21 protein-coding genes are annotated in these 23,592 nt (G+C 52.9%); 9 read left to right on the top strand and 12 right to left on the bottom strand.

Annotation, left to right across the window (positions count from 1 at the left end):
- Positions 1–754 precede the first annotated feature (754 nt).
- From RTM13_RS14470 to RTM13_RS14455, 4 genes are all read right to left on the bottom strand, one after another.
- Positions 755–1,393, bottom strand: coding sequence for a hypothetical protein (locus RTM13_RS14470; protein WP_312212670.1), 639 nt, complete (start codon positions 1,391–1,393; stop codon positions 755–757).
- Positions 1,390–2,625: a hypothetical protein gene (locus RTM13_RS14465; RefSeq protein WP_312212669.1), complete on the bottom strand. Its 1,236-nt coding sequence runs from the start codon at positions 2,623–2,625 to the stop codon at positions 1,390–1,392. Before RTM13_RS14465 ends, RTM13_RS14470 begins: the two co-directional genes overlap by 4 nt.
- Complete coding sequence (locus tag RTM13_RS14460; protein ID WP_312212668.1) at positions 2,622–3,713, bottom strand: hypothetical protein; 1,092 nt, start codon at positions 3,711–3,713, stop codon at positions 2,622–2,624. The genes RTM13_RS14465 and RTM13_RS14460 overlap by 4 nt, the downstream gene beginning before the upstream one ends.
- Before the next feature lie 466 nt (positions 3,714–4,179).
- Positions 4,180–4,374 carry a YfgG family protein gene (locus RTM13_RS14455; protein ID WP_312212667.1) on the bottom strand — a complete coding sequence of 65 codons (195 nt, stop codon included), beginning with the start codon at positions 4,372–4,374 and terminating at the stop codon, positions 4,180–4,182.
- A gap of 350 nt (positions 4,375–4,724) precedes the next feature.
- Between RTM13_RS14455 and RTM13_RS14450 the strand changes: the two genes are divergently transcribed.
- Positions 4,725–6,968: an EAL domain-containing protein gene (locus RTM13_RS14450; RefSeq protein WP_312212666.1), complete on the top strand. Its 2,244-nt coding sequence runs from the start codon at positions 4,725–4,727 to the stop codon at positions 6,966–6,968.
- Positions 6,969–6,994: 26 nt separating this feature from the next.
- Here the strand turns inward: RTM13_RS14450 and ppx are convergent, their stop codons facing one another.
- The 4 genes from ppx to purM all read right to left on the bottom strand — a co-directional run bounded on the left by ppx (position 6,995) and on the right by purM (position 12,438).
- Positions 6,995–8,536 (bottom strand): exopolyphosphatase, encoded by a 1,542-nt coding sequence (gene ppx, locus RTM13_RS14445; protein WP_312212665.1) that lies wholly within the window; start codon positions 8,534–8,536, stop codon positions 6,995–6,997.
- A gap of 3 nt (positions 8,537–8,539) precedes the next feature.
- Positions 8,540–10,600, bottom strand: a complete 2,061-nt coding sequence (ppk1, locus tag RTM13_RS14440; RefSeq protein WP_312212664.1) for a polyphosphate kinase 1 — start codon at positions 10,598–10,600, stop codon at positions 8,540–8,542.
- Between the two features lie 165 nt (positions 10,601–10,765).
- Positions 10,766–11,404 carry a phosphoribosylglycinamide formyltransferase gene (gene purN / locus RTM13_RS14435; RefSeq protein WP_312212663.1) on the bottom strand — a complete coding sequence of 213 codons (639 nt, stop codon included), beginning with the start codon at positions 11,402–11,404 and terminating at the stop codon, positions 10,766–10,768.
- The gene (gene purM / locus RTM13_RS14430; RefSeq protein WP_222888474.1) at positions 11,401–12,438 is read right to left on the bottom strand and encodes a phosphoribosylformylglycinamidine cyclo-ligase; all 1,038 of its coding nucleotides are present in this window, start codon (positions 12,436–12,438) and stop codon (positions 11,401–11,403) included. Before purM ends, purN begins: the two co-directional genes overlap by 4 nt.
- 226 nt (positions 12,439–12,664) lie before the next feature.
- On the opposite strand from purM, the gene upp reads away from it, so the two are divergent.
- The 3 genes from upp to RTM13_RS14415 all read left to right on the top strand — a co-directional run bounded on the left by upp (position 12,665) and on the right by RTM13_RS14415 (position 15,474).
- Positions 12,665–13,291 (top strand): uracil phosphoribosyltransferase, encoded by a 627-nt coding sequence (gene upp / locus RTM13_RS14425; protein WP_103818887.1) that lies wholly within the window; start codon positions 12,665–12,667, stop codon positions 13,289–13,291.
- A gap of 97 nt (positions 13,292–13,388) precedes the next feature.
- Positions 13,389–14,678: a uracil permease gene (gene uraA / locus RTM13_RS14420; protein ID WP_312212662.1), complete on the top strand. Its 1,290-nt coding sequence runs from the start codon at positions 13,389–13,391 to the stop codon at positions 14,676–14,678.
- A gap of 94 nt (positions 14,679–14,772) precedes the next feature.
- Positions 14,773–15,474 carry a DnaA inactivator Hda gene (locus tag RTM13_RS14415; protein ID WP_312212811.1) on the top strand — a complete coding sequence of 234 codons (702 nt, stop codon included), beginning with the start codon at positions 14,773–14,775 and terminating at the stop codon, positions 15,472–15,474.
- A 30-nt stretch (positions 15,475–15,504) separates the two neighbouring features.
- On the opposite strand, the gene arsC is transcribed toward RTM13_RS14415, so the two are convergent.
- Together arsC and bepA are read right to left on the bottom strand one after the other, a co-directional pair.
- Complete coding sequence (arsC, locus tag RTM13_RS14410; RefSeq protein ID WP_312212661.1) at positions 15,505–15,861, bottom strand: arsenate reductase (glutaredoxin); 357 nt, start codon at positions 15,859–15,861, stop codon at positions 15,505–15,507.
- Positions 15,862–15,873: 12 nt separating this feature from the next.
- The gene (bepA, locus tag RTM13_RS14405; RefSeq protein WP_312212660.1) at positions 15,874–17,337 is read right to left on the bottom strand and encodes a beta-barrel assembly-enhancing protease; all 1,464 of its coding nucleotides are present in this window, start codon (positions 17,335–17,337) and stop codon (positions 15,874–15,876) included.
- A gap of 151 nt (positions 17,338–17,488) precedes the next feature.
- Here bepA and RTM13_RS14400 point away from each other — a divergent pair, with 151 nt between their 5' ends.
- On the top strand, positions 17,489–18,550 hold the full coding sequence (locus RTM13_RS14400) for an AI-2E family transporter (RefSeq protein WP_312212659.1): 1,062 nt from the start codon (positions 17,489–17,491) through the stop codon (positions 18,548–18,550).
- 81 nt (positions 18,551–18,631) lie between these two features.
- Here RTM13_RS14400 and bcp read toward each other — a convergent pair whose 3' ends face one another.
- Both bcp and RTM13_RS14390 read right to left on the bottom strand, forming a co-directional pair.
- Positions 18,632–19,102, bottom strand: coding sequence for a thioredoxin-dependent thiol peroxidase (gene bcp, locus RTM13_RS14395; protein ID WP_312212658.1), 471 nt, complete (start codon positions 19,100–19,102; stop codon positions 18,632–18,634).
- Positions 19,102–19,674: a glycine cleavage system transcriptional repressor gene (locus RTM13_RS14390; protein ID WP_312212657.1), complete on the bottom strand. Its 573-nt coding sequence runs from the start codon at positions 19,672–19,674 to the stop codon at positions 19,102–19,104. Before RTM13_RS14390 ends, bcp begins: the two co-directional genes overlap by 1 nt.
- 157 nt (positions 19,675–19,831) lie before the next feature.
- Between RTM13_RS14390 and dapA the strand changes: the two genes are divergently transcribed.
- From dapA to RTM13_RS14370, 4 genes are all read left to right on the top strand, one after another.
- On the top strand, positions 19,832–20,710 hold the full coding sequence (gene dapA / locus RTM13_RS14385) for a 4-hydroxy-tetrahydrodipicolinate synthase (RefSeq protein WP_312212656.1): 879 nt from the start codon (positions 19,832–19,834) through the stop codon (positions 20,708–20,710).
- 16 nt (positions 20,711–20,726) lie between these two features.
- Complete coding sequence (gene bamC, locus RTM13_RS14380) at positions 20,727–21,758, top strand: outer membrane protein assembly factor BamC (protein WP_312212655.1); 1,032 nt, start codon at positions 20,727–20,729, stop codon at positions 21,756–21,758.
- Between the two features lie 117 nt (positions 21,759–21,875).
- Positions 21,876–22,589: a phosphoribosylaminoimidazolesuccinocarboxamide synthase gene (gene purC, locus RTM13_RS14375; RefSeq protein WP_103818897.1), complete on the top strand. Its 714-nt coding sequence runs from the start codon at positions 21,876–21,878 to the stop codon at positions 22,587–22,589.
- Between the two features lie 128 nt (positions 22,590–22,717).
- On the top strand, positions 22,718–23,578 hold the full coding sequence (locus RTM13_RS14370) for a neutral zinc metallopeptidase (protein ID WP_103818898.1): 861 nt from the start codon (positions 22,718–22,720) through the stop codon (positions 23,576–23,578).
- Positions 23,579–23,592 lie beyond the last annotated feature (14 nt).

Raw genomic sequence — 23,592 nt, 5'->3', positions numbered from 1 at the left:
TTCGCCGTTCTGGTATTTTCAATGGTATTTGGATTTAAATCACACTCAATCAACTGATTTGTATTGGTTTTATCTTATGGTTAATAATTGAGTGGGAATGATGAATAGCTAGGTTGTAGTTATTCGGATCTCTTTGAAGAGATTAACCCTCTGTTTTTACAGAGGGTTTTTTATGTTTTGCGTATTGGTTTACCATGTTTTCACACTTATTCGGAGACTATAGTAATGAAAATTTCAAGGTCAGGTTATGCAAACAGCGGATTTTTTATTTATAAATGTAATTTTTTTGTTTGTTTCAGGTCAAAAAGCAATGCTTCGCTGAATAATGATGACAGACAATTTTAATGCTGCACTGAAATCAAATTAGTGTAGAGTCTGTGTTAATGTCTCTGCCTCGCTCATTATATCTGTGGTTACTCTTTGACATCTTTTTTAGTATTAACTTTGGACAGATAAACGATAATGGCAACCCTTTAGTTGGGCTGAACATTGCAACGAATACTTATCACATATAGCCCTAAGATAGCTTCCAACCAGAAAAATGCCAGAGCAGCAAGTTCTTACCTTGATTGGCAAATAGTGTATGAAAATAAGTAAGAAAATCAACTTAATATCTATCTTCTTCACTCTGAATAAAGGTTATTATGCAGTCAAATATTCATTGATTAAAAGAAAAAAAGCCTAAAGCGAAGCATGCTTCAGACTTCTTTCTAAAATTCAAACATCCAAACAACCTAATCCTTCAGGAAACTTTTCAGACAAGGTCGAATAAAGATTCAATATCATCGCTCTGGAAATTAATACGACCTGACTCCGTCAACTCATAAAGCTTACCATTAATATCAAAAATAGCACTATCAACTTTTGCAATTGTATTCATGAAGTTTTCACAGTAAAAATCATATAAATCACCTGTTGAGTTTATTTTGGTTTTAGCCTGAGTTTGGGTGTCATAGAAAATATTACTTAGTGTGGCGCTTTTGAGCTTGCCTTTGTGTATGTGTTTGATGTTCTCAATTATATTTTTCAAATCTAACTTTAACTGGCTGACATGACAGCCTTCGGGAATAAGGTTACGTACAATGTCCGAAGCGTATTTTATATTTCTTGGAGGAGTTAAGAATATTATCGAGTTATTAGAGTTATATCTAAGAATAAAAATAAATTTATAATAAGTTACTTCTTGGATTAAGCTTAATTCACCTTGTGGTGTTTCAATTTGTCTTTCTATTGTGTTTTTTTCAATATATTGAACTTTGCAATAATCGTAATGATCATCTTGGATTATAAACCCGAACCCATCATCATCATTAAATCCTTTTGAGTTAATTTTACTAAGAGCTAATTCTCTTAGCAAGCATTCATCAGTGTGAAAGACCTTGACTTTTATCATTCTTCAGCCTCCGGTTCTTTATTTATAATTTTGATTGGTGCTGATGTAACTCTCGCCAATTCTTCAATAATTAAATCATTTGCATTAAATATTCTATCTTCTAAGGATTTTATAATCAAATCAAATTCATGAGGTTCAATCTTTTCTTTATCATCTCCTGAATATGAGTGTTGCTTATAAAGTATTCTTATTTTAACCTCTCGACAAAAATGCTTGTCCTCAAATCCTATTTCAAAAGTTACAATTGGATTGTTTGTCAATAAAGTGACTCGGGATTTCCATCTTATGAAGCTTCTGTAGAATCCCTCATTACACAACTCTTCTATCTGCTTGGCATCAACTAAAGAATGTCCATCATAAGATGCATTATTTAGTTTAAATACTCTGTTGTGCTCATCCTTTTTATTTTCCTCTTTTTTGCTGATCATGCCCTGAGAGTTTTCATCTTCTTCACTTTCAGTATCTGTGCTGAAATCTGCAGGGTCACTATTTAAATCATCTGCTTCATCGTCAAAAATAGTTTTAATCCTGCTTAGTCTAACTTTCTCAAGACCAAAGTAGTTAAAACCATCATTTGTAAACCTATTGTCAAAATCATAAAGATGTTTGGCGAACATATTTCTTAGTGTTTGATCTGAAATATGTGCTAGATCGATATGCTGTATGTTAATTGTATCCAGGACCTTAACTTTATAATAATTAAGTATATCACCTAAAATATTTGCAATTTTTTTTGTGTGAGTAAATCTTACCGATGTGAAGTTCTTAGATTTTATGAAGCTTATTTTTCCGCCATTTAGTTTTTTTTGCTGAAATTTTCCTCGCCTAAAATCGTATTCTGTATAGATTACTTCAATTGTATATGTGCCCAAGCCTCCACTATGAGTGATACTCTCCTCTCTATGCCTATCTTTTCTTTCCGATTTAATGTGTTCTACAATATCATAAAGGTTATTAACATCAAAGCCTTCATAAATACGTAAAATAGAATAAATTTCATGGTTCGTATTTGTGGCTAATCGATCCTGTATAGATACTACATGAGCATAAGAGAATGGAAGCTCAGACATTTTTTCAATCAATATATCTCTTTCAAGATTTGATGAGAACAGAACCCCTCGATTAAAAGCAATTTCTCGGATGGAGTTATCTGACAGCTTAATTTTGTTTGACTGTAGGGCAGTATATATATCGCTATCAGTAGAGAATATTGTCGCTTGGTATTTATTCATTTCGTTTCTCCAGAGAAATCACAAATTTTATTTATATCTTTGCTAATAACTCTAAATGGAAATATACTGGAGGTTGTGGTATCAATTGATATGTTATGTAATTGATCTCTTAGTCTATTCAATTTGTCTAGGGTGAATGAGTAAAGATTGGAATAAGTCGTAATAGCATCTCTCAAAAAAATAGAAGAAGATGAACTAAAAGGGGTTACTATAAAAATCTTATCAAATTGGTTTAATAATTGATAGTTAAATATATACTCAATCAAAAAAACAAACTGTTCCTCTTTAATTATATTTTCTTTCCAGTATATATTTAATATTTTTTTTGTGACTTTATTACCATTTTGGTCATATAGAAAGTCATGACTGTAATGAAAGAGGATCATTCCTGATGTAATCATCTCTAAACTTGCTGGTAATAATCTGTCTTTGGAAGCGAATTTATTATGTTTGTCAGGATAAAAGAAACCACAATTATCCCACGCAGGTATTTTCTCCCATAGAGTTTCGGTCAACTGTCCATAATAATCTTCATAATTTCTTCGTTTAGCTATATCTTCAGCCATACTTAACAGAAATCTGATAGTTATTGGATCTAGAATAAGAAGATACGAATCACTTGGGAATTTAAGATCTGAGTTAAGAATGTTTGAAATTTTATCAAGTAATTCTTTATCATATTCATTGTCATGATTATATATAAAAAGCATACCATGAACTTGAAATTTTTCAGTTATCTCATTTAGGAATATTTTTTTCCACTCAGGATTTCTAACACTACAATCTACCTGTTGGGCTAAGCTCTTTATCGTAGATTGTAGTTTACCATATTGAGCATCTGTTATTGTTTTTTTGGAGTAAGACTTAAGATCTGTTTGAATGTATTGATATATGTCACTATATGGATCTTTATAAAAGAAAACCACATCCGTAGGGTGCGTTTTTTCTGTTTGGTTATGTTTGAGATGTGAGTCTATACAGCACGGCCAATTAAGATCCGTATGTTTGTTCATCTCCCATTTTAATTCCCTAAAAATTTTACTAGAAATTAATCCAGCAACAGCATCAATATTCTTAGTTTCAGCCACGGAAAAACCCCATTCATTTTTGATTTTTTAATACTGACATTATCATAAATAAATTTCCATACTTTGCACAAAAAAATAGTATTTTTTCCTATTGAAATATTTTAAGTTATTGATATCAAATAATTTTATCTTTTTTGAAATGTGATATGGCTTTATTGTGTATTAAAAAATCTAAACTTTCTTGTTAGGACGCATTTCTCTCTAATGCTAGACTTGTTGCTTGCACTTTGCAGATCTCCAGCCTTTGCAATAATAAGTCCGCTTCAGCAGCGGAATCGTAGAATGCCCATTAAAGGTGCACTTGGCAAATTTGCATAATTCATGCAGGCCCCAATCGCAGCCCTACCGAGCTGCATATGCTGTTCGCAACCTATCTCACAGCACCAACGCGCACCCGCATTCCCCAGCAACTGGAACCTTCATCCCTTCTGGAACTCACTTCACCACGATATGCGTTCAAACCCCGTCAGCGTTGTGACGCTGTCGTATCGATAGGCTGGCTAATCTGCTGTGACTGGGCTTTGTCCTGATGATGATACCAGGCACCGATAGAGGAGTAGACGAAGCGTCCAAAGAAGAAGATAAAGCTGATAAGCAATACGATACGGGTCATGCGACTGTCAAATCGCTGTCGTTTTCGCATACTGTGTGACTGACTCACAAGAGGTTCCTAAGGGTTAACCCGACAGGCGGGCGATTGGTGTATTAATGCACAGAGCGAAGCGCAGATCAATCGGCCGTTATGTAAAATTTCGTCAAAGAAAGCATTTACTAAAGCCATAATAATGAAATAATGATAAAGCGCATGAATTTTCTCAAAAAATTGCGCTGGTAAGAGAGTGCGATGTTTTGAAAGGCATACGGTTGCTTGATCCTGGTCAATCGCAGTCGTTTTTGCGGCACTAAACTCTTCACAAATGTCACAGTCTGACCGACTCTATAATCTTCATGGTTAGCCTGGAACCCTGCCTGATACGCCCCTCAGGACGCTGGGTTTTACACTGAACATCGATGAGCTACACGAAAATTTATACTCTCTATAAAGCTAAATGGTGGGCGCTGCCGCTCGTCTTGCCTTTCCTGCTGCTGCCCCTGGCCCGCATGGTTAATACCTTTACCTGGGTCGTTGATGGCAGCGTGGTGCTCTACTATCTGCCGCTGTCGCTCTTTCTGAGCCTGATGCTCTTCTATGGCTGGGCGGCGCTGCCCGGCATTGTTCTCTCCCTGGCATGGCACTACTATCCCGAGACCAGCGCCCCGGAGACCTTGACCAAAATCCTCCATTTTGTAGTGCCTGTCGTGGTGAGCTGGGGCGGCTATCGCGTCTTCGTCACCCGGCGGCACAACGTCTCCTACGGCGATGCGCAGCTCACCGCACAGCGCATGTTCTGGCAGGTCTTCTGCCCGGCCTCCCTGTTTCTGCTGATCTTTCATACCATCACCTGGTTTGGCCTGTATGAAGACTATCAGGCTCTGACCGGGGTGAACCCGTTCAGCCTGCGCACGCTGATCAACTATCAGGCGCTGCTGGTCAGCGGCCTGACCGGCACGCCGTTCTGCTATCTGCTGATCAGGGTGATCCACCATCCACGCCACCTGAAGGGATACCTCTCCCGCCTGCGTCAGGATTTTGACCCAAAAGTGTCCCGACTGGAGGTAGCCGCCTGGTTTGCCGTCATCGCGCTGCTGATGATGCTGATGCTCTCGCCGTGGGATGAAAGTCCCAGCCTCTTTAGCACCAACTATACGCTGGCGCTCCTGTTACCGGTGATGCTGTGGGGATCGATGCGCTATGGCTACCGCTTTATGTCTATCGTCTGGACACCGTTCCTGATGGTAAGCATTCACTATTTCTACCGCTATACGCCCGTTTCGCCGCGCTACGATATCCAATTGACGATCCTTACAGCCAGCTACCTGGTGTTCTCGTTTATCATCACCTGGATGTCGATGCTGGCAACGCGCCAGCGGGTGATGCACGAGCGGGCTAGCCGCCTGGCATGGCTCGATCCGGTGCTCAATATGCCCAACCTGCGGGCGCTTAACCGCGCGCTGGCGGATGCCCCCTGGTCGGTGCTCTGCTTTTTACGCATCCCCGATCTGGAGCTGCTGGGACGGCACTACGGCGTGATGCTGCGTATTCAGTACAAGCAGATGCTGTCGGAGTGGTTGAAGCAGAGCCTGCATCATAATGAGTGCGTCTACCATCTGTCGGGGTATGACATAGTGATCCGGTTGAATACCGAATCCCATGCGCAGCGCATCGCCGAGCTGGATACGCTGATCAAACAGTTTCGCTTTGCCTGGGATGGCATGCCGCTCCAGCCGCAGGTGGGGATGAGCTACTGCTACGTGCGCTCGCCGGTGGCGCATCTCTATCTACTGCTTGGGGAGCTGAGCACCGCGGCGGATCTCTCTCTTGAGACCCACAGCCCGGAGAGCCTCCAGCATCGCGGGTCGGTAAATCTGCAACGCAGCCTGAAAGGTAAGGTGGAGATGATGAACCGCCTGCAACAGGCGCTGGAAGAGGATCGGTTCCGCCTGATGGCCCAGCCGATCGCTGGCGTACGCGGCGACGATTACCACGAGATCTTGTTGCGGATGCCCAACGACGACGGCGAGCTTATCGGCCCGGATGCGTTCCTGCCGGTGGCCCATGAGTTTGGTCTCGCATCGCGTATCGACCTGTGGGTTATCGAGCATACTCTGCGCTTTATGGCGCACTATCGCGAAACAGAGCCTGGGGCACGTTTTTCCATTAACCTGTCGCCGACCTCCGTCTGCCGGAGCAACTTCGCCCGGGAGGTCGCAAAGCTGCTTGAGCGCTACGACATCGAGGCCTGGCAGCTTATTTTTGAGGTGACCGAGAGCAATTCGCTGACCAATATTAACCAGGCGAAACAGACCCTGGGCCAGCTCCAGCAGATGGGGTGCCGGGTGGCCATCGACGATTTTGGTACCGGCTATGCCAGCTATGCGCGGCTGAAAAATGTTAACGCTGACATCCTGAAGATCGACGGCAGCTTTATCCGCAACCTGACTTCAAACAGCCTCGACTATCAGATCGTGGCCTCTATCTGTCACCTGGCGCGGATGAAAAAGATGCAGGTGGTAGCGGAGTATGTCGAAAGCGAGGAGGTGCGCAGCGCTGCCGTTTCGCTGGGGATCGACTATCTGCAAGGGTTCCTGATTGGCAAACCCGCGCCGCTTGAGGCGCTGGCGGGTGATGCCCAGGCACTGCCAAAGCGTGCCTGAGCGTCAGAGGGGCAGGGCGGAGCGGATCAGGCCGCGACGCCCGAGGAGTGCTCCTCTTCAATCTTCAGCAGCCAGCCGGTGACCGCGCCCCAGTAATCCTGCTCCTTCTCCAGGTCCAGCAGCACCAGCGCGTTTTGGGTGAACCAGTCGCGGGGGAAGCTGAGGGTCCAGTGGTTATCGTCGGTGGTCAGACGCAGGGTCGGCGGGGTAGTGGTCGCCTGGCGCTGATTGTTCAGCAGCACGCCGAGGCGCAGGAGCTGGATCAGCGGCAGAAACTGCTTTTTCTTGAACAGGGTAAAGCGCGGCAGGTCGTCGAGCTTGATCCCTTTACGGTGGAAGCGCACCAGGGTAGCCATCATTGACTGCTGCTCCTGGTTAAAGCCTGGCAGATCGCTGTTCTGCAGGATATAGGCCGAGTGGCGGTGCATTCCGCTGTGGTTGATGTTCAGCCCGACCTCGTGCAGCATCGCCGCCCACTTCAGCAGGGCAGCCAGCTGCGGATTAGCCAGCTTCGGATTCTGCGCCTCCCACTGCGCGTACATATGGGTCGTCGTCTCCAGGACGCGACGGGCCTGCTCCCGATCGATGTTGTACTGGTTGGCCAGGCTCTGCGCCGTGCGGCTGCGGATATCCTGATGGCGGAAGCGACCCTCCATCTCGTACAGCACCCCTTCACGCAGCGCACCGTCGGAGAGACGCAGCTCGCGAATGGCCAGCGCGTCAAATACGCCGCAGAGAATTGCCAGGCCAGGCACGAAGACCGCTTTGCGATCGTCGGACAGCCCTGGCAGGTTGAGGGTGTCAAAGCTGGTGTGCTTCAGCACCTCGGCGACCAGCTTATCCAGCCGCTCGGGAGTGATGAAACCATCTTTCTCGCCCATTGCCAGCAGCACTTCATGGGCAGCCTTGATGCTGCCCGACGCGCCCAGCGCCACGTTCCAGCCCTGAATGCGATACTGCCAGGTGAGGCTCTCCAGCTTCTGCACCGCCGCCATGCGTGCACGGTGGAAGTTTTCCCGGTTGATGGTGCGGCCCGGGAAGTAGGTTTGCGCGAAGCTGACGCAGCCCATACGGCGGCTCTCAACCAGGATAGGCTGGAAATCTTCACCGATCACCAGCTCCGTAGAGCCACCGCCGATATCAATCACCAGCTTGCGGCCTTTTTCCGGCTGCGTGTGCTCAACGCCCATAAAGATCAGCCGGGCCTCTTCGTTGCCGGAGATGATCTCTATCGGGTAGGGGATGACCTGCTCTGCACGCTTGAGGAAGTCAGCGGCGTTGGCGGCCTGGCGCAGGGTGTGCGTCCCGACAATGCAGACGTTAGCCGGGTCGAATCCCTGCAGACGTTCGGCAAACAGCGACAGACAGCTCAGCCCGCGCTCAATCGCCTCTTCGCTCAGAACGCTGTTCTCATCCAGGCCATCGGCCAGGTGCACGCGCTGCTTCAGGCGGCCAATGATCTGCATGGCACCATCTACCACGCGGGCAATGACCATGTGGAAACTGTTCGAACCGAGATCGACCGCAGCAAACTCCTGCGGCCGTGGGGTATTGTCATTTATCGGCATAGATTAGTCTGGTTGTTCGAGTGATTTGATGTAGTCGTAAATCGCCAGCTGCGCGCGAACCTTGCGGCGGTTGCCCCGTTGCACATAGCGATTACTCAATTCCTTGTCGATATACCGTGCTTTTACGGTGTCGCTGAGCAGAAGCTCAATGATATCCAGCACGCGTTGCTTAAGGCGCGGATCGAGCAACGGGGCCGCAACCTCAATACGGTAATCAATATTACGCGTCATCCAGTCGGCAGACGAGAGGTAAACCTGCTTATCGCCGCCGTTTTCGAAAATATAGATGCGATCGTGCTCCAGATAGCGGTCCACGATGCTAATCACCCGGATATTGTCGCTCAAACCTTCCAGCTCCGGGATGAGCGAACACATGCCACGTATCAGCAGGTTAACCGGCACGCCGGAGCCGGATGCGGCATAGAGCCGGTCCACCAGACCTTTGTCCACCAGGTTGTTGAGCTTCAGGGTGATCCCTGACGGCTGGCCGTTTTGCGCATTAGCAATTTCACGGTCGATCATGTCATACAGCAGACGGCGCGAGTTTTGTGGCGACACCAGCAGGTACTCGAAGTGTACCGGCCGGTAGGGGTTCTCGATAAAGTTAAACACCCGGCGCACTTCATTAGTGATGCGTGCGTCGGCGGTGAGCAGGGAGTAGTCGGTATAGAGGCGGGCCGTTTTCTCGTTAAAGTTACCGGTACCGATATGGGCGTAGCGCACCACCTCATCGTTCTCTTTACGTGAGATGAGGAACAGCTTGGCGTGAATTTTCAGCCCCGGCGCGGAGAAGATGACGTGCGCCCCGGCCTCCGTCAGGCGCTTGGCCCAGTGAATGTTGGCCTCTTCATCGAAGCGCGCCTGGAGTTCCACCACCACGGTCACTTTCTTGCCGTTGTGCGCGGCGTGGATCATCGCATCGATGATGCGTGAATCTTTCGCCACGCGGTAGATGTTGATCTTGATCGCCAGCACGTTAGGGTCGAACGAGGCCTGGCGCAATAGCTCCAGCACGTGCTCAAAGGTGTGGTACGGATAGTAGAGCAGTACGTCCCGCTCGCGAATGGCGTCGAAGCCGTTGCGGAAGTTATCGAACCAGACATGGCGCAGGCGCGGCAGCGGCTTGTTCACCAGGTTGGCTTTGCCTACGTTCGGGAAGTTGATGAAGTCTTTAAAGTTGTGGTAGCGGCCGCCCGGTACGATAGAGTCATAGCGCGAAATAGTCAGCTTCTCGCGCAGCATCTCAACCATCGCGTCCGGCATATCGCGCTGGTAGACAAAGCGCACCGGCTCAGCGGTGAGGCGTTGCTTGAGGCTGGACGACATCAGCTCCATCAGGCTCGACTCCATCTCGTGCACCAGGTCGTACTCGGCGTCACGGGTCATCTTCATCGAGTAGGCATTCAGCGCATCGTAGTCAAAGAAACCGTAGAAGATATCATCCAGGCAGTAACGCAGGATGTTATCCAGCAGGATCATCGGCTTACGGCGACGCGGCGTCTCCGGCGGCAGGTTGACGAAGCGCGGCACCTTATCCGACGGGATCTCCAGCAGCGCGTAGCGAATGGTCTCCCCACGAATGATCTCTACTGCCAGATAGGTGTAGTCATCCTTCAGGAACTGCACCAGGTCGGTTTCGCGGTTGATGAGGATCGGCGTAATGTGCTGGCGCAGATAGTGTTTGAAGTAGTGGCGCAGCCAGGTTTGCTGGTTCTCGGAGAGCTGGCGTTCGTTGATCAAGAAGATCTGGTTGCGGGCCATCTCCAGCAGCAGGTCGTTGTACAGACCGTTGAACTCCTGGTCGGCTTTCAGTACGCGGGTCTGGATCTTACCGAGCAGGTGTCGGGAGTGGGCGTTGGAGCCTTGCTCTTCGCTGATGATGATCCGGCGCTTTAGCTCAGCAAAGCGCACCTTGTAGAACTCATCAAGGTTGTTGGAGTAGATGCCCAGGAAACGCATTCGCTCAATAAGAGGGTTACTCTTGTCGGCAGCTTCCTGAAGCACGCGTTCGTTAAACGCTAACCAGCTTAATTCTTTTTCGATGTATAGCTTTTCCTGACCCATTACAACTCACACTCCGGTTCAATCTCGGGACGTGGCAAATCCATCTCAGCCTTTATTATGGTGAGAATTACCACAGCTTGTCCAATTGTGACAGATAAGTATGACAGTAATCTGATAATGCAGCGTTTATTGCCGGACGGTGCAGGCTGTCCGGCAATAGAGGGTCTACTCGGCAGCGTGTCCTTGCGGGGGGAGCTGGACGCCATCGAGCCACGCGGCACCGTCGCGCATCGCCAGACGACCATCAATAAACCAGCTGACCACTAGCGGGTAGATCGCATGCTCCTGGGTCTGGACGCGATCGGTCACGTCCTCTTCGCTGTCGCCGGGGAATACCGGCACTTTGGCTTGCAGGATCACCGGCCCGCCGTCCAGCTCGTCGGTCACGAAATGCACGGAGGTGCCGTGCTCTTCGTCGCCGTTGGCCAGCGCCTGACGGTGGGTATGCAGGCCAGGGTATTTCGGCAGCAGGGAGGGGTGAATGTTCAGCAGGCGTCCCTGATAGTGGGCGACAAACTCGGGGCTGAGAATGCGCATATAGCCCGCCAGCACCACCAGATCCGGGGCGTAGGCGTCGATCTCCATCATCAGCTCACGGTCAAACGCTTCACGGCTGGCAAACTGGTCAGCCGTGATGGCGTGGGCCGCAATCTCGGCCTCACGCGCGCGTTGCAGGCCGAACGCGTCGACCTTGTTACTGAATACCGCACGGATAGTGGCGTTAATTCTCTTCTGCGTGCAGGCGTCAATAATTGCCTGCAAATTGCTTCCGTTACCGGAAATTAGCACCACTATGTTTTTCATTCGATGACCACGCGCTCGCTGGAATCAGAGGCTTTAATCATACCGATTTTCCATGCCTTTTCACCTTTGGCATTCATCAGTTCGATCGCTTTATCTGCATCCTGGGCAGAGAGGGCGATGACCATGCCGACGCCGCAGTTAAAGGTGCGGTACATCTCATGCTGGCTGACGTTGCCTGCCTGCTGTAGCCAGTTGAAGACAGATGGCCACTGCCAGCTGGATTCGTCGATCACGGCCTGGGTGTTGTCCGGCAGCACGCGCGGAATGTTCTCCCAGAAGCCGCCGCCGGTGAGGTGCGCGATGGCATGCACGTCAACATTGGCAATCAGCTCAAGAATGTTTTTCACGTAGATGCGGGTCGGGGCCAGGAGGTGATCCGCCAGCGATTTACCGTCGAGCTGGGTCGTTTCTGGATCGCAGCCGCTCACCTCAACGATTTTGCGCACCAGCGAGTAGCCGTTAGAGTGCGGGCCGCTGGAGCCAAGGGCGATCAGCACGTCGCCGTCGGTGACCTTGGAGCCGTCAATGATTTCCGATTTCTCAACCACGCCCACGCAGAAGCCCGCGACGTCATAGTCTTCGCCATGGTACATGCCTGGCATCTCAGCGGTTTCGCCGCCCACCAGCGCACAGCCGGACTGCAGGCACCCTTCCGCGATACCGCCGATCACGCTGGCAGCGGTGTCGACGTCCAGCTTGCCGGTGGCGTAGTAGTCGAGGAAGAAGAGCGGCTCAGCGCCCTGAACCACCAGATCGTTCACGCACATGGCCACCAGATCGATGCCGATAGCGTCATGACGCTTGAGGTCCATCGCCAGGCGCAGCTTGGTGCCCACGCCGTCAGTACCGGAAACCAGCACCGGCTCACGATATTTTTGCGGCAGCGCGCACAGCGCACCGAAGCCACCCAGTCCACCCATCACTTCCGGGCGGCGGGTTTTCTTCACTACGCCTTTGATTCGGTCAACCAGTGCATTACCTGCGTCAATATCAACACCGGCATCTTTGTAGCTGAGAGAGGTTTTATCGGTCACTGCTTGGATCCCCACATGGCGATAGAAATAAAATTCGGCGCAATTCTAACAGTCAAGGCAAACGTTTGCGAGTCCATTATTCATGGCTCTCAGAGATCGTTGCGATATACTGATTTTCAATCTGATTGATCGGGATCAACCCTCTACCTATAGCGCAACGGAAAAAAAGCGGTATAATCCGGCGATTTTTTTTGTGGCTGCCAACTGTCTGGGGAAGGAGAAGAGTATGAAGATCGTGGAAGTGAAACACCCACTCGTCAAACACAAGCTGGGACTGATGCGTGAGCATGACATCAGCACCAAACGCTTTCGTGAACTCGCCTCTGAAGTAGGCAGCCTGCTGACCTATGAAGCGACCGCCGATCTGGAAACCGAGAAGGTGACCATTGAGGGCTGGAACGGCCCGGTGGAAGTAGAGCAGATCAAAGGTAAAAAAATTACCGTGGTGCCGATCCTGCGCGCCGGTCTGGGCATGATGGAAGGGGTGCTGGAGCACGTCCCGAGCGCACGCATCAGCGTGGTCGGCGTCTACCGCGACGAAACAACCCTGGAGCCGGTACCTTACTTCCAGAAGCTGGTATCGAACATCGATGAGCGTATGGCGCTGGTGGTTGACCCGATGCTGGCAACCGGTGGCTCAATGATCGCCACCATCGACCTGCTGAAAAAAGCGGGCTGCACCAGCATCAAGGTGCTGGTGCTGGTTGCTGCTCCGGAAGGCGTGGCCGCGCTGGAGAAGGCGCATCCGGATATCGAACTCTATACCGCATCGGTCGATCAGGGCCTTAACGAGCACGGGTACATTATTCCTGGTCTCGGCGATGCCGGCGACAAGATTTTTGGTACCAAGTAATTGAATAAATGAAAAAGAGCCGACTTTGATAGTCGGCTTTTTTTTGAATAAAAGACGCAGTTCGCCTTATACAAAACACAACTCAGAGGAAAACACTATGACGCGCCGTGCTATCGGGGTGAGTGAAAGACCGCCGCTTTTACAGACAATCCCGCTTAGTTTGCAGCACCTGTTCGCCATGTTTGGCGCAACCGTGCTGGTGCCAATCCTGTTTCACATTAACCCGGCTACCGTACTGCTGTTTAACGGCATCGGTACGCTGCTCTATCTCTTTATCTGTAAAGGTAAAATTCCTGCCTATCTGGGTTCAAGCTTTGCGTTTATCTCCCCGGTGCTGCTTCTGCTGCCGCTCGGTTACGAGGTTGCGCTCGGCGGTTTTATTATGTGCGGCGTGCTGTTCTGCCTGGTCTCGTTTATCGTTAAGAAAGCGGGCACCGGCTGGCTGGACGTGATGTTCCCTCCAGCGGCGATGGGCGCGATCGTGGCCGTTATTGGCCTGGAGCTGGCGGGCGTGGCGGCTAACATGGCCGGCCTGCTGCCGGCGGAAGGGCAGGCAGCGGACAGCAAAACGGTGATCATCTCTCTGGTGACGCTGGCGGTCACCGTATTTGGCTCGGTGCTGTTCCGTGGGTTCCTGGCAATTATCCCGATCCTGATCGGCGTGCTGGCGGGCTATGCGCTGTCGTTCGCGATGGGCGTGGTGGATACCACCCCGATTGCCCAGGCGCACTGGTTTGCTCTGCCCACCTTCTACACCCCGCGCTTTGAGTGGTTCGCCATCTTTACCATCCTGCCTGCCGCGCTGGTAGTCATCGCCGAGCACGTTGGTCATCTGGTGGTCACGGCCAATATCGTCAAGCGCGACCTGATCCGCGATCCGGGCCTGCACCGCTCGATGTTTGCCAACGGCTTCTCTACCATCATCTCCGGCTTCTTCGGCTCTACGCCGAACACTACCTACGGCGAGAACATCGGCGTGATGGCGATTACCCGCGTCTACAGCACCTGGGTGATCGGCGGGGCAGCGATCATTGCCATTCTGCTCTCCTGCGTCGGCAAGCTGGCGGCGGCTATCCAGATCATTCCGGTTCCGGTCATGGGCGGCGTGTCGCTGCTGCTCTACGGCGTGATCGGCGCGTCTGGTATTCGCGTGCTGATTGAGTCCAAAGTGGACTACAGCAAAGCGCAGAACCTGATCCTCACCTCGGTGATCCTGATCATCGGCGTCAGCGGGGCGAAGGTGCACATTGGTGCAGCAGAGCTGAAGGGCATGGCGCTGGCGACCATCGTCGGCATCGGCCTGGCGCTGATCTTCAAACTCATCAGCGTCCTGCGTCCGGAAGAAGAGGTGATTGACGCCAAAGAGGACGACGTCACCCAGCACTAATCCGGAAATTGAACCGGGCATCGCGCCCGGTTCAAACCGCGCATCGTTTTGTGTTAAACTCGCTGCGTTTAACGTAAGCCCTGTTGAGGTATCTCTGAACGCACCGGCGCAGCTCTCTCTGCCACTCTATCTTCCCGACGATGAAACCTTTGCCAGTTTCTGGCCGGGTGATAACCCCTCTCTGTTGGCGGCTGTGCAAAACGTGCTGCGTCAGGATCATAGCGGATACATCTACTTCTGGTCGCGGGAAGGTGCAGGGCGCAGCCATCTGCTGCATGCCGCCTGTGCCGAGCTATCTGCACGCGGCGACGCCGTCGGCTATGTGCCACTCGATAAGCGTACCTGGTTCGTGCCGGAGGTGCTGGACGGTATGGAGCAGCTTTCGCTGGTCTGCATCGACAATATTGAGTGTATCGCCGGGGATGAGCCATGGGAGATGGCGATCTTCAATCTCTACAACCGCATTCTGGAATCAGGCCGCACGCGCCTGCTGATCACCGGCGATCGCCCGCCGCGCCAGCTCAATCTGCACCTGGCGGATCTCGCCTCGCGCCTCGACTGGGGGCAGATCTACCGGCTTCAGCCGCTGTCGGATGAGGATAAGCTGCTGGCGTTGCAGCTGCGCGCCCGCCAGCGTGGCTTCGAGCTGCCGGAGGACGTGTGCCGTTTTCTGCTAAAAAGGCTGGATCGCGAGATGCGTACCCTGTTTGAGACCCTGGACCAGCTGGACCGCGCCTCGATTACCGCCCAGCGTAAGCTGACGATCCCGTTTGTGAAGGAGATCCTGAAGCTCTGAAATCGCCGGATGGCGCTACGCTTATCCGGCCTACAGAAGCTCTAACACCTGTTCCGGTGGCCGGCCAATACGCGCCTGGCCTTGCTTCACCACGACAGGGCGCTCAATAAGCTTCGGGTTCTCTACCATCGCCTGAATTAACGCCTCTTCCGAAAGACCGCTGTCCGCCAGGTTGAGCGTGCGGTAAAGTTCCTCTTTCTGGCGCATCAGATCCCGGGCGCTGCTTAAATTGAGCATCTGCACCAGGTCGCGTAGCGTGGCCGCATCCGGTGGCGTCTCCAGATAGAGCACTACCTGCGGCTCGACGCCGTTGGATTTCAGCAGACTCAGCGTCTCACGGCTCTTCGAGCAGCGAGGGTTATGGTAGATAGTGACCGCGTCGGACATACATTCTCCTGATTACATCTTGGTATAGGGCTTAAAGCGTTCCTGCATCTGCCGCAGCTGATCGATGCGGGCGTCATAGCGTGCCTGCTGCATGCTGCCCAGCTTCACCTGTGCGCTGGCGCTGCCCAGCAGGGTAATGGCCTGATCCAGCTGACCGTTGAGCGCGAGGCCTTCGGCGCGGGCAGCCAGCTCCTGATCGCGGTTGCCGAGCGTCCCCTCGGTCTGGGCCAGCAGCTCCCAGCCGTTGGTATCATCTTTATAGTTAAAGGTGTAGCGGTTGAGGATCTTCTCTGCCTCGCTTGCCTGGCCGCTCTGCAAATAGGCGTTGGCCAGGTTGAGCTGCAACACCGGGTCGGTTTTTAGCCTCGGGGCATTTTTCAGCCGATTAATCGCCTGATCAAACTTCTTCTGCCCGAGATCGATATCGGTCGCTAAATCGAGATACCAGCTGTTGCCCGGCTCTGCACTCAGCAGCGGCTGCAACGCCTGGCTGGCGGTGGGGTAGTTAGCGCCCTCCATCGCCTGCAATGCCCGGCCATACTGAGCGGCGCGCTGCTCGCGCACGTTGCCCCTGGCCCAGGCATCCAGCAGATCGTTGGTAAGCTGGTTACGCCCGCTGTTATACATCCCCAGCGTACGTGCCTTCGCCAGGTAAAAATCTTCTGATGACTGAACCACCACCGGCCGCATCTGGTTGGCGCGGTTGCGGGTGTCAGAGAGACGGCTCTCCGGCAGCGGGTGGGTGAGTAAGATCTCCGGTGGCCGTGAGGAGTAGCGGGCCTGATCCAGCAGCTTTTCGAGGAAGGTTGGCATCGCCTGCGGATCGAACCCCGAGCGCTGTAGCACCTGAATGCCGATGCGGTCCGCCTCCTGCTCGTTCTGCTGGGTAAAGGAGATCATCCCCTGACGCGTGCCCGCCAGGGTACCGGTCAGGGCTGCCATCCCCGCCTGCGGGCTGGCCATCGCCAGCAGAATAGAGCCTAACGCCCCCGCCCAGGTCAGCGGCGCGCTGTTTTTCTGATCCTCCATCGCCCGCGCAAGGTGGCGCTGGGTGACGTGGGAGATTTCGTGCGCCATCACCGAGGCAAGCTGGCTCTCGTTATCGGCGTAGCGGAAGAGGGCCGAGTGTAGCACCACGTTTCCGCCAAAGAAGGCGAAGGCGTTGATTTCGTCGTTATTGATTAAGTAGAAGTGGAACGGCGTGCGCACCGAGTTGGCGTGGGCGACAAGGCGCATCCCTAAGCCATTAACGTACTGCACCAACAGGGGATCGTTAATCAGCGGTGCGCTGCCACGCAGCTGGCGAACGTAGTAGTCACCCATCTGCAGCTCCTGGGCGATCGACAGCGTACTGCCCGCCGAGGTGCCCATATCCGGCAGAGTATCCGCTGAATCAGCAAAGGCTGGCGCGGCCTGGCCCAGCGTCAGGGTAGCAATCAGGGTGGCAATCAGAGTTTTTCTCAACGTCCTGAACATAACCTCAATCCTGTGTGGCGAGCGTGATGAACATCTTAATCAATTGATGCGCTAGTTTCCTGTGGCAGCGTCGAAAAGCGAAGTCTTTTTTGTTTCACTTCGATACAATTCCTCCGGAAAACCCCCCAGGGACCTACAGGTAAGGTAAGTTATGCTCGAAATGTTAATGCAGTGGTATCGCCGTCGCTTTAGCGATCCGGAGGCGATTGCGCTGCTGGTCATTCTGCTGGCAGGGTTTAGTATCCTGTTCTTTTTTAGCGGGTTATTAGCCCCGCTGCTGGTCGCCATCGTATTGGCCTACCTGCTGGAGTGGCCTACCGCCCGACTGGAGCGCATCGGCTGCTCGCGCACCGTCGCCGCCAGCATCGTGCTGGTGCTGTTTGTCGGCATCCTGCTGTTGATGGCCTTCGTGGTGATGCCCGTCGCCTGGCAGCAGGGGATCAACCTGATTCATGACATGCCCGGCATGCTTAATAAGCTCTCTGATTTTGCAGCCAGGCTGCCGGAGCGCTATCCGGCGCTGATGGACGCGGGCATTATCGATGCCATGGCGGAAAACATGCGCGCCCGCATGCAAAGTTTAGGTGATTCGGTGGTGAAGTACTCTGTCGCCTCGCTGGTGGGGCTGCTGACCCTGGCGGTCTATCTGGTACTGGTTCCGCTGATGGTCTTTTTCCTGGTGAAGGACAAAGAGCAGATGCTCAACGCCGTGCGCCGTATTCTGCCTCGCAACCGTGGCCTGGCAGGCCAGGTATGGGAGGAGATGAACCAGCAGATCACCAACTATATTCGCGGCAAAGTGCTGGAGATGATCGTCGTCGGCGTAGCGACGTGGATTGGCTTTGTTCTCTTTGGCCTCAACTACTCGCTGCTGCTGGCAGTGCTGGTGGGCTTCTCGGTGCTCATCCCCTACATCGGCGCGTTTGTGGTGACCCTACCGGTGATCGGCGTAGCGCTGTTTCAGTTTGGTCTGGGAACGGAGTTCTGGAGCTGCTTTGCAGTCTACCTGATCATTCAGGGACTGGACGGCAACCTGCTGGTGCCGGTGCTCTTCTCGGAGGCGGTGAACCTGCATCCGCTGGTGATTATTCTGTCGGTGGTGATTTTCGGTGGGCTTTGGGGCTTCTGGGGGGTGTTCTTTGCGATCCCGCTCGCCACGCTGATCAAGGCCGTGGTGCATGCCTGGCCGGATGTGCCGGTGGTAGACGAATAGAGTGCCATTGCCGGGTGGCGCTGCGCTTACCCGGCCTACTTAATCGTAGGCTCGTGCAAGCGTAGCGCCGCCGGGCGGGAATTACGCGTTTTCCTGCAACCAGCCAAGCACGATGTCGTGGTGGTTACTGGTTTTAAAATCGTTAAACACGTGTTCAACGACCCCGTCAGGGCCAATCAAGAAGCTGATGCGGTGAATGCCGTCGTAGGTTTTGCCCATAAACGTCTTCTCACCCCAGACGCCAAACTGCTCACAGACCTGATGGTCTTCATCGGACAGCAGCGTAAAGTTCAGCAGCTCTTTTTCAGCAAAGCGGGAGAGCTTTTCCGGCTTGTCGGTGCTGATGCCCAGCACCTCCACACCAATTTTCTTCAGGTCATCCATGTTATCGCGTAGGCCGCAGGCCTGGACGGTACAGCCTGGGGTCATGGCTTTCGGGTAGAAATAGACCAATACACGCTGTCCCTGGAAGTCGGCCAAATTAACTTGTTCTCCGTCTTGATCCGGCAAGCTAAATTTCGGTGCGGTATCACCGGCTTTCAGTGGATTCATCACTTCACTCCATCCTGTTCATCGTTCTGGGAATAGTTGACGACATTTATACTGCCCTGCGCATTTAATTCTGTACATAGTACTTTGAAAGCTTGTTCAATTTTTGCCGCATCTTCCAGCGCCGGGCTATGGGCGGTGATTTGAATAAAGAGCTGGGCGGCCGCGTCAGCCTGGGCGGGCTGGGTGCGAGAGACCAGTTCGGCAATATTCATCTGGTGGGCATCGAACAGGGCGGTGAAGCGCTCAATCAGGTGCGGGGAGTCCGCGACTTCAACCTGCACCCACACCGTGGCGGGCAGGGCCGCGCCGGGCCGGGCGGTGGTGCGTTTCATGACGATCAGCAGATCCAGCTCTGCGCCCTTCAGCGGCAGCGTGGATTCAATCAGGGTAATGGCGTTCCAGGAACCGGAAAGCAGCATGATAAAGGTGAACTCTTCCCCGAGCATCGCCAGCCGGCTATCTTCAATATTGCAGCCGCAACTGCTCACGTGACGGGTGATCGTGTTGACGATACCAGGCCTGTCGACACCTAGCGCGGTGATAACCAGATAATGTTGTGATGAAGGGGTCAAACCTGTTCTTCCTGTAGATGCTTCGCTAACTGTTTCGGTAATCCTAAGGAAAGCATAAAAAAAACCGGCATACAACCGCCGGAACGCCTCGCGTCGCTTGCTTTTATTACAGCACCAAACGTACCATTGAGAATCTTGTTTGCACAGAGGATGGCCCATGTTCACGGGAAGTATTGTCGCGCTTGTTACACCGATGGATGAGAAAGGTAATGTCTGCCGGTCAAGCCTGAAGAAACTGATTGATTATCATGTCGCCAGCGGAACCTCGGCGATTGTATCGGTAGGGACTACCGGTGAGTCCGCCACGCTGAGCCATGAGGAACATGGTGACGTCGTCATGCTGACTCTTGAGCTGGCCGACGGGCGCATCCCGGTTATTGCAGGCACGGGCGCAAACGCCACCGCTGAGGCAATTAGCCTGACTCAGCGCTTCAACGACAGCGGCGTGGTAGGCTGCCTGACGGTCACGCCTTACTACAACCGTCCAACGCAGGAAGGGCTGTTCCAGCACTTTAAAGCCATCGCGGAACACACTGATCTGCCGCAAATTCTGTATAATGTACCTTCGCGTACCGGTTGCGATATGCTGCCTGAAACCGTGGGCCGTCTGGCGAAAGTGAACAATATTGTCGCAATCAAAGAGGCTACCGGGAACTTAAGTCGCGTTCATCAGATCAAAGAGCTGGTTTCAGATGACTTTGGTCTCTTAAGCGGCGACGATGCCACCGGGCTGGATTTCATGCAGCTTGGCGGTCACGGCGTGATCTCCGTGACCTCCAACGTGGCCGCACGCGACATGGCCGAAATGTGCCGTCTGGCCGCTGAGGGGCACTTTAGCGAAGCGCGGGTGATTAACCAGCGTCTGATGCCGTTACACAACAAACTATTTGTCGAACCCAATCCTATCCCGGTGAAATGGGCATGCAAGGCATTGGGGCTTGTGGCGACCGACACGCTGCGTCTGCCGATGACGCCGATTACCGACCACGGTCGTGAGGCTGTTACCGCTGCGCTTAAGCACGCCGGTTTGCTGTAAAGTTTAGGGAGATTTGATGGCTTACTCAGTACAGAAGTCGCGCCTGGTGAAGGTAGCGGGTGTTTCGCTTGTTATGCTGCTCGCTGCCTGTAGTTCGGACTCGCGCTATAAGCGCCAGGTTAGCGGTGATGAATCCTACCTGGATGCCGCGCCGCTTGGTGAACTTCATGCGCCTGCTGGCATGATCCTGCCGGTGCAGAACGGTGACTACAACATTCCAGTAACCAACGGCAGCGGTGCCGTCGGTAAAGCGCTGGATATCCGCCCTCCGGCCCAGCCGCTGGCGCTGGTGACGGGTGCCCGCACCCAGTTTACCGGTGATACCGCAACGCTGCTGGTGGAGAACGGCAACCGCAGTACGCTGTGGCCACAGGTGGTAAGCATCGTTCAGGGCAACAACTACGCGATTGATAAACGCGACGACGCCGCGCAGACCCTGACCACCGGTTGGGTTGACTGGAATCGCCTCGATGAAGATCAGCAGTACCGTGGCCGTTATCAAATCTCGGTAAAACCGCAGGGCTATCAGCAGGCGGTTGTCGTGAAGCTGGTGAATCTGGAGCAGGCTGGCAAGCCGGTGGCCGATACCGCCTCGCTGCAGCGCTACAGCACTGAAATGCTGAACGTCATCTCCGCCGGGCTGGATAAAACCGCCTCTGCGGCACAGAACGCTGCGCAGAACCGCTCCGCTGCTACCCTCGACGTACAGAGCGGTGCCGACGATACCGGTCTGCCGATGCTGGTGGTCCGTGGGCCGTTCAACGTGGTCTGGCAGCGCCTGCCCGCCACGCTTGAGAAGGTGGGTATGAAGGTGACCGACTCCACGCGCTCAACCGGCAGCATGGCGGTAACCTACAAGCCGCTCTCTGATAGCGACTGGCAGGCACTTGGCGCGCGCGATCCGGGCCTCACCTCTGGCGACTATAAGCTGCAGGTAGGCGACCTCGATAACCGCAGCAGCCTGCAGTTTATCGATCCGAAAGGGCACACCCTTACCCAGTCGCAAAACGACGCGCTGGTGGCCGTTTTCGAAGCGGCATTCCAGTAAATAATCAGGCCGGATTGCTCCGGCCTTTTTTATCAGGGTAGACGCAAACGTGTGCGTAGCGGATAATGGCCGCAATTAGTTCTCAAATCATCACACCTGGAACCTGGAGTAACAAAGATGCAAAAGCAAGCTGAGTTGTATCGTGGCAAAGCGAAGACCGTATACAGTACGGAAAACCCGGACCTGTTGGTGCTCGAATTCCGCAATGATACGTCAGCAGGGGATGGCGCGCGCATTGAACAGTTCGATCGTAAGGGCATGGTGAACAACAAGTTCAACCACTTCATTATGAGCAAGCTGGAAGAGGCGGGCATCCCAACACAGATGGAGCAGCTGCTCTCCGATACCGAATGCCTGGTGAAGAAGCTCGAGATGGTTCCGGTAGAGTGCGTTATCCGTAACCGCGCGGCAGGCTCGCTGGTGAAGCGTCTGGGTATTGAAGAGGGAATGATCCTGAATCCGCCTCTGTTCGATCTGTTCCTGAAAAACGATGAAATGCACGATCCGATGGTCAATGACTCCTACTGCGAAACCTTCGGTTGGGTGAATCAGAAGAACCTGGCGCGCATGAAAGAGCTGACCTACAAGGCCAACGACGTGCTGACCAAACTGTTTGACGATGCCGGTCTGATCCTCGTGGACTTCAAGCTGGAGTTTGGCCTGTTTAACGGCGAAGTGGTGCTGGGCGATGAGTTCTCCCCGGACGGCAGCCGCCTGTGGGACAAAGAGACCATGGATAAAATGGATAAAGACCGTTTCCGCCAGAGCCTTGGCGGCGTGATCGAAGCCTATGAAGCCGTCGCTCACCGTCTCGGTGTGAAACTGGACTAGTTTCAACGCAAAAGTATTAGCCGGAGGCGTTCCCCACTCCTCCGGCCTGTTACAGCACCTTTCTTATGGTAATCCTGCTCTTAACCGCCTACGATCAATCATATTATTAAAATATTTCTGAGGTGATTATGCGTTGGCAAGGGCGTCGCGAAAGTAATAACGTTGAGGACAGACGTAGCGAATCAGGCAGCCCGCTGGGTGGCCGTGGTCTGCGTTTACCCCGAGGCAAGGGCGGGATTATTCTCCTGATAATTGTGGTGATTGGCGGCTACTATGGTGTGGATCTCACCGGCCTGCTTACCGGCCAGCCTATTTCCCAGCCGGGTACCCAGCAGGTTGCTACCCCGCAGGAGAATGAGGCGGCGAAGTTTACCCGCGTCATTTTTGCTACCACTGAAGAGACATGGACCCAGCTGTTTGAGAAGATGGGCCGTACCTACCAGCAGCCTACGCTGGTGATGTACCGTAACTATACCCAGACCGGCTGTGGGACTGGCCAGTCGGTCATGGGGCCGTTCTACTGCCCGGCGGACGGCAAAGTCTATATCGATCTCTCTTTCTACGATGAGATGAAGAGCAAGCTCGGCGCAGCAGGCGACTTTGCTCAGGGCTACGTGATTGCTCATGAGGTGGGGCACCACGTGCAGAAGCTGCTGGGCATCGAACCGAAAGTGCGCCAGCTGCAGCAAAACGCCTCCCAGGTTGAGGTGAATCGCTTGTCGGTGATGATGGAGCTGCAGGCCGACTGCTTCGCTGGCGTCTGGGGCCGCAGCATGCAGCAGCAGGGCGTCATGGAGGAGGGCGATCTGCAGGAGGGGCTAAATGCCGCCGAAGCGATCGGGGACGATCGTCTTCAGCAGCAGAGTCAGGGCCGTGTAGTACCGGATAGCTTTACCCACGGCACCTCTGAGCAGCGTTATACCTGGTTTAAACGCGGCTTTGACACGGGCGACGTTGCCCAGTGCAATACCTTTGGCAAAAATCTGTAAGGCTTCAATTGCGG

The organism is Pseudescherichia sp. (genome assembly GCF_031979925.1).
GTDB lineage: Bacteria > Pseudomonadota > Gammaproteobacteria > Enterobacterales > Enterobacteriaceae > Pseudescherichia.
This window is presented reverse-complemented; position numbering and strand designations above follow the sequence as displayed.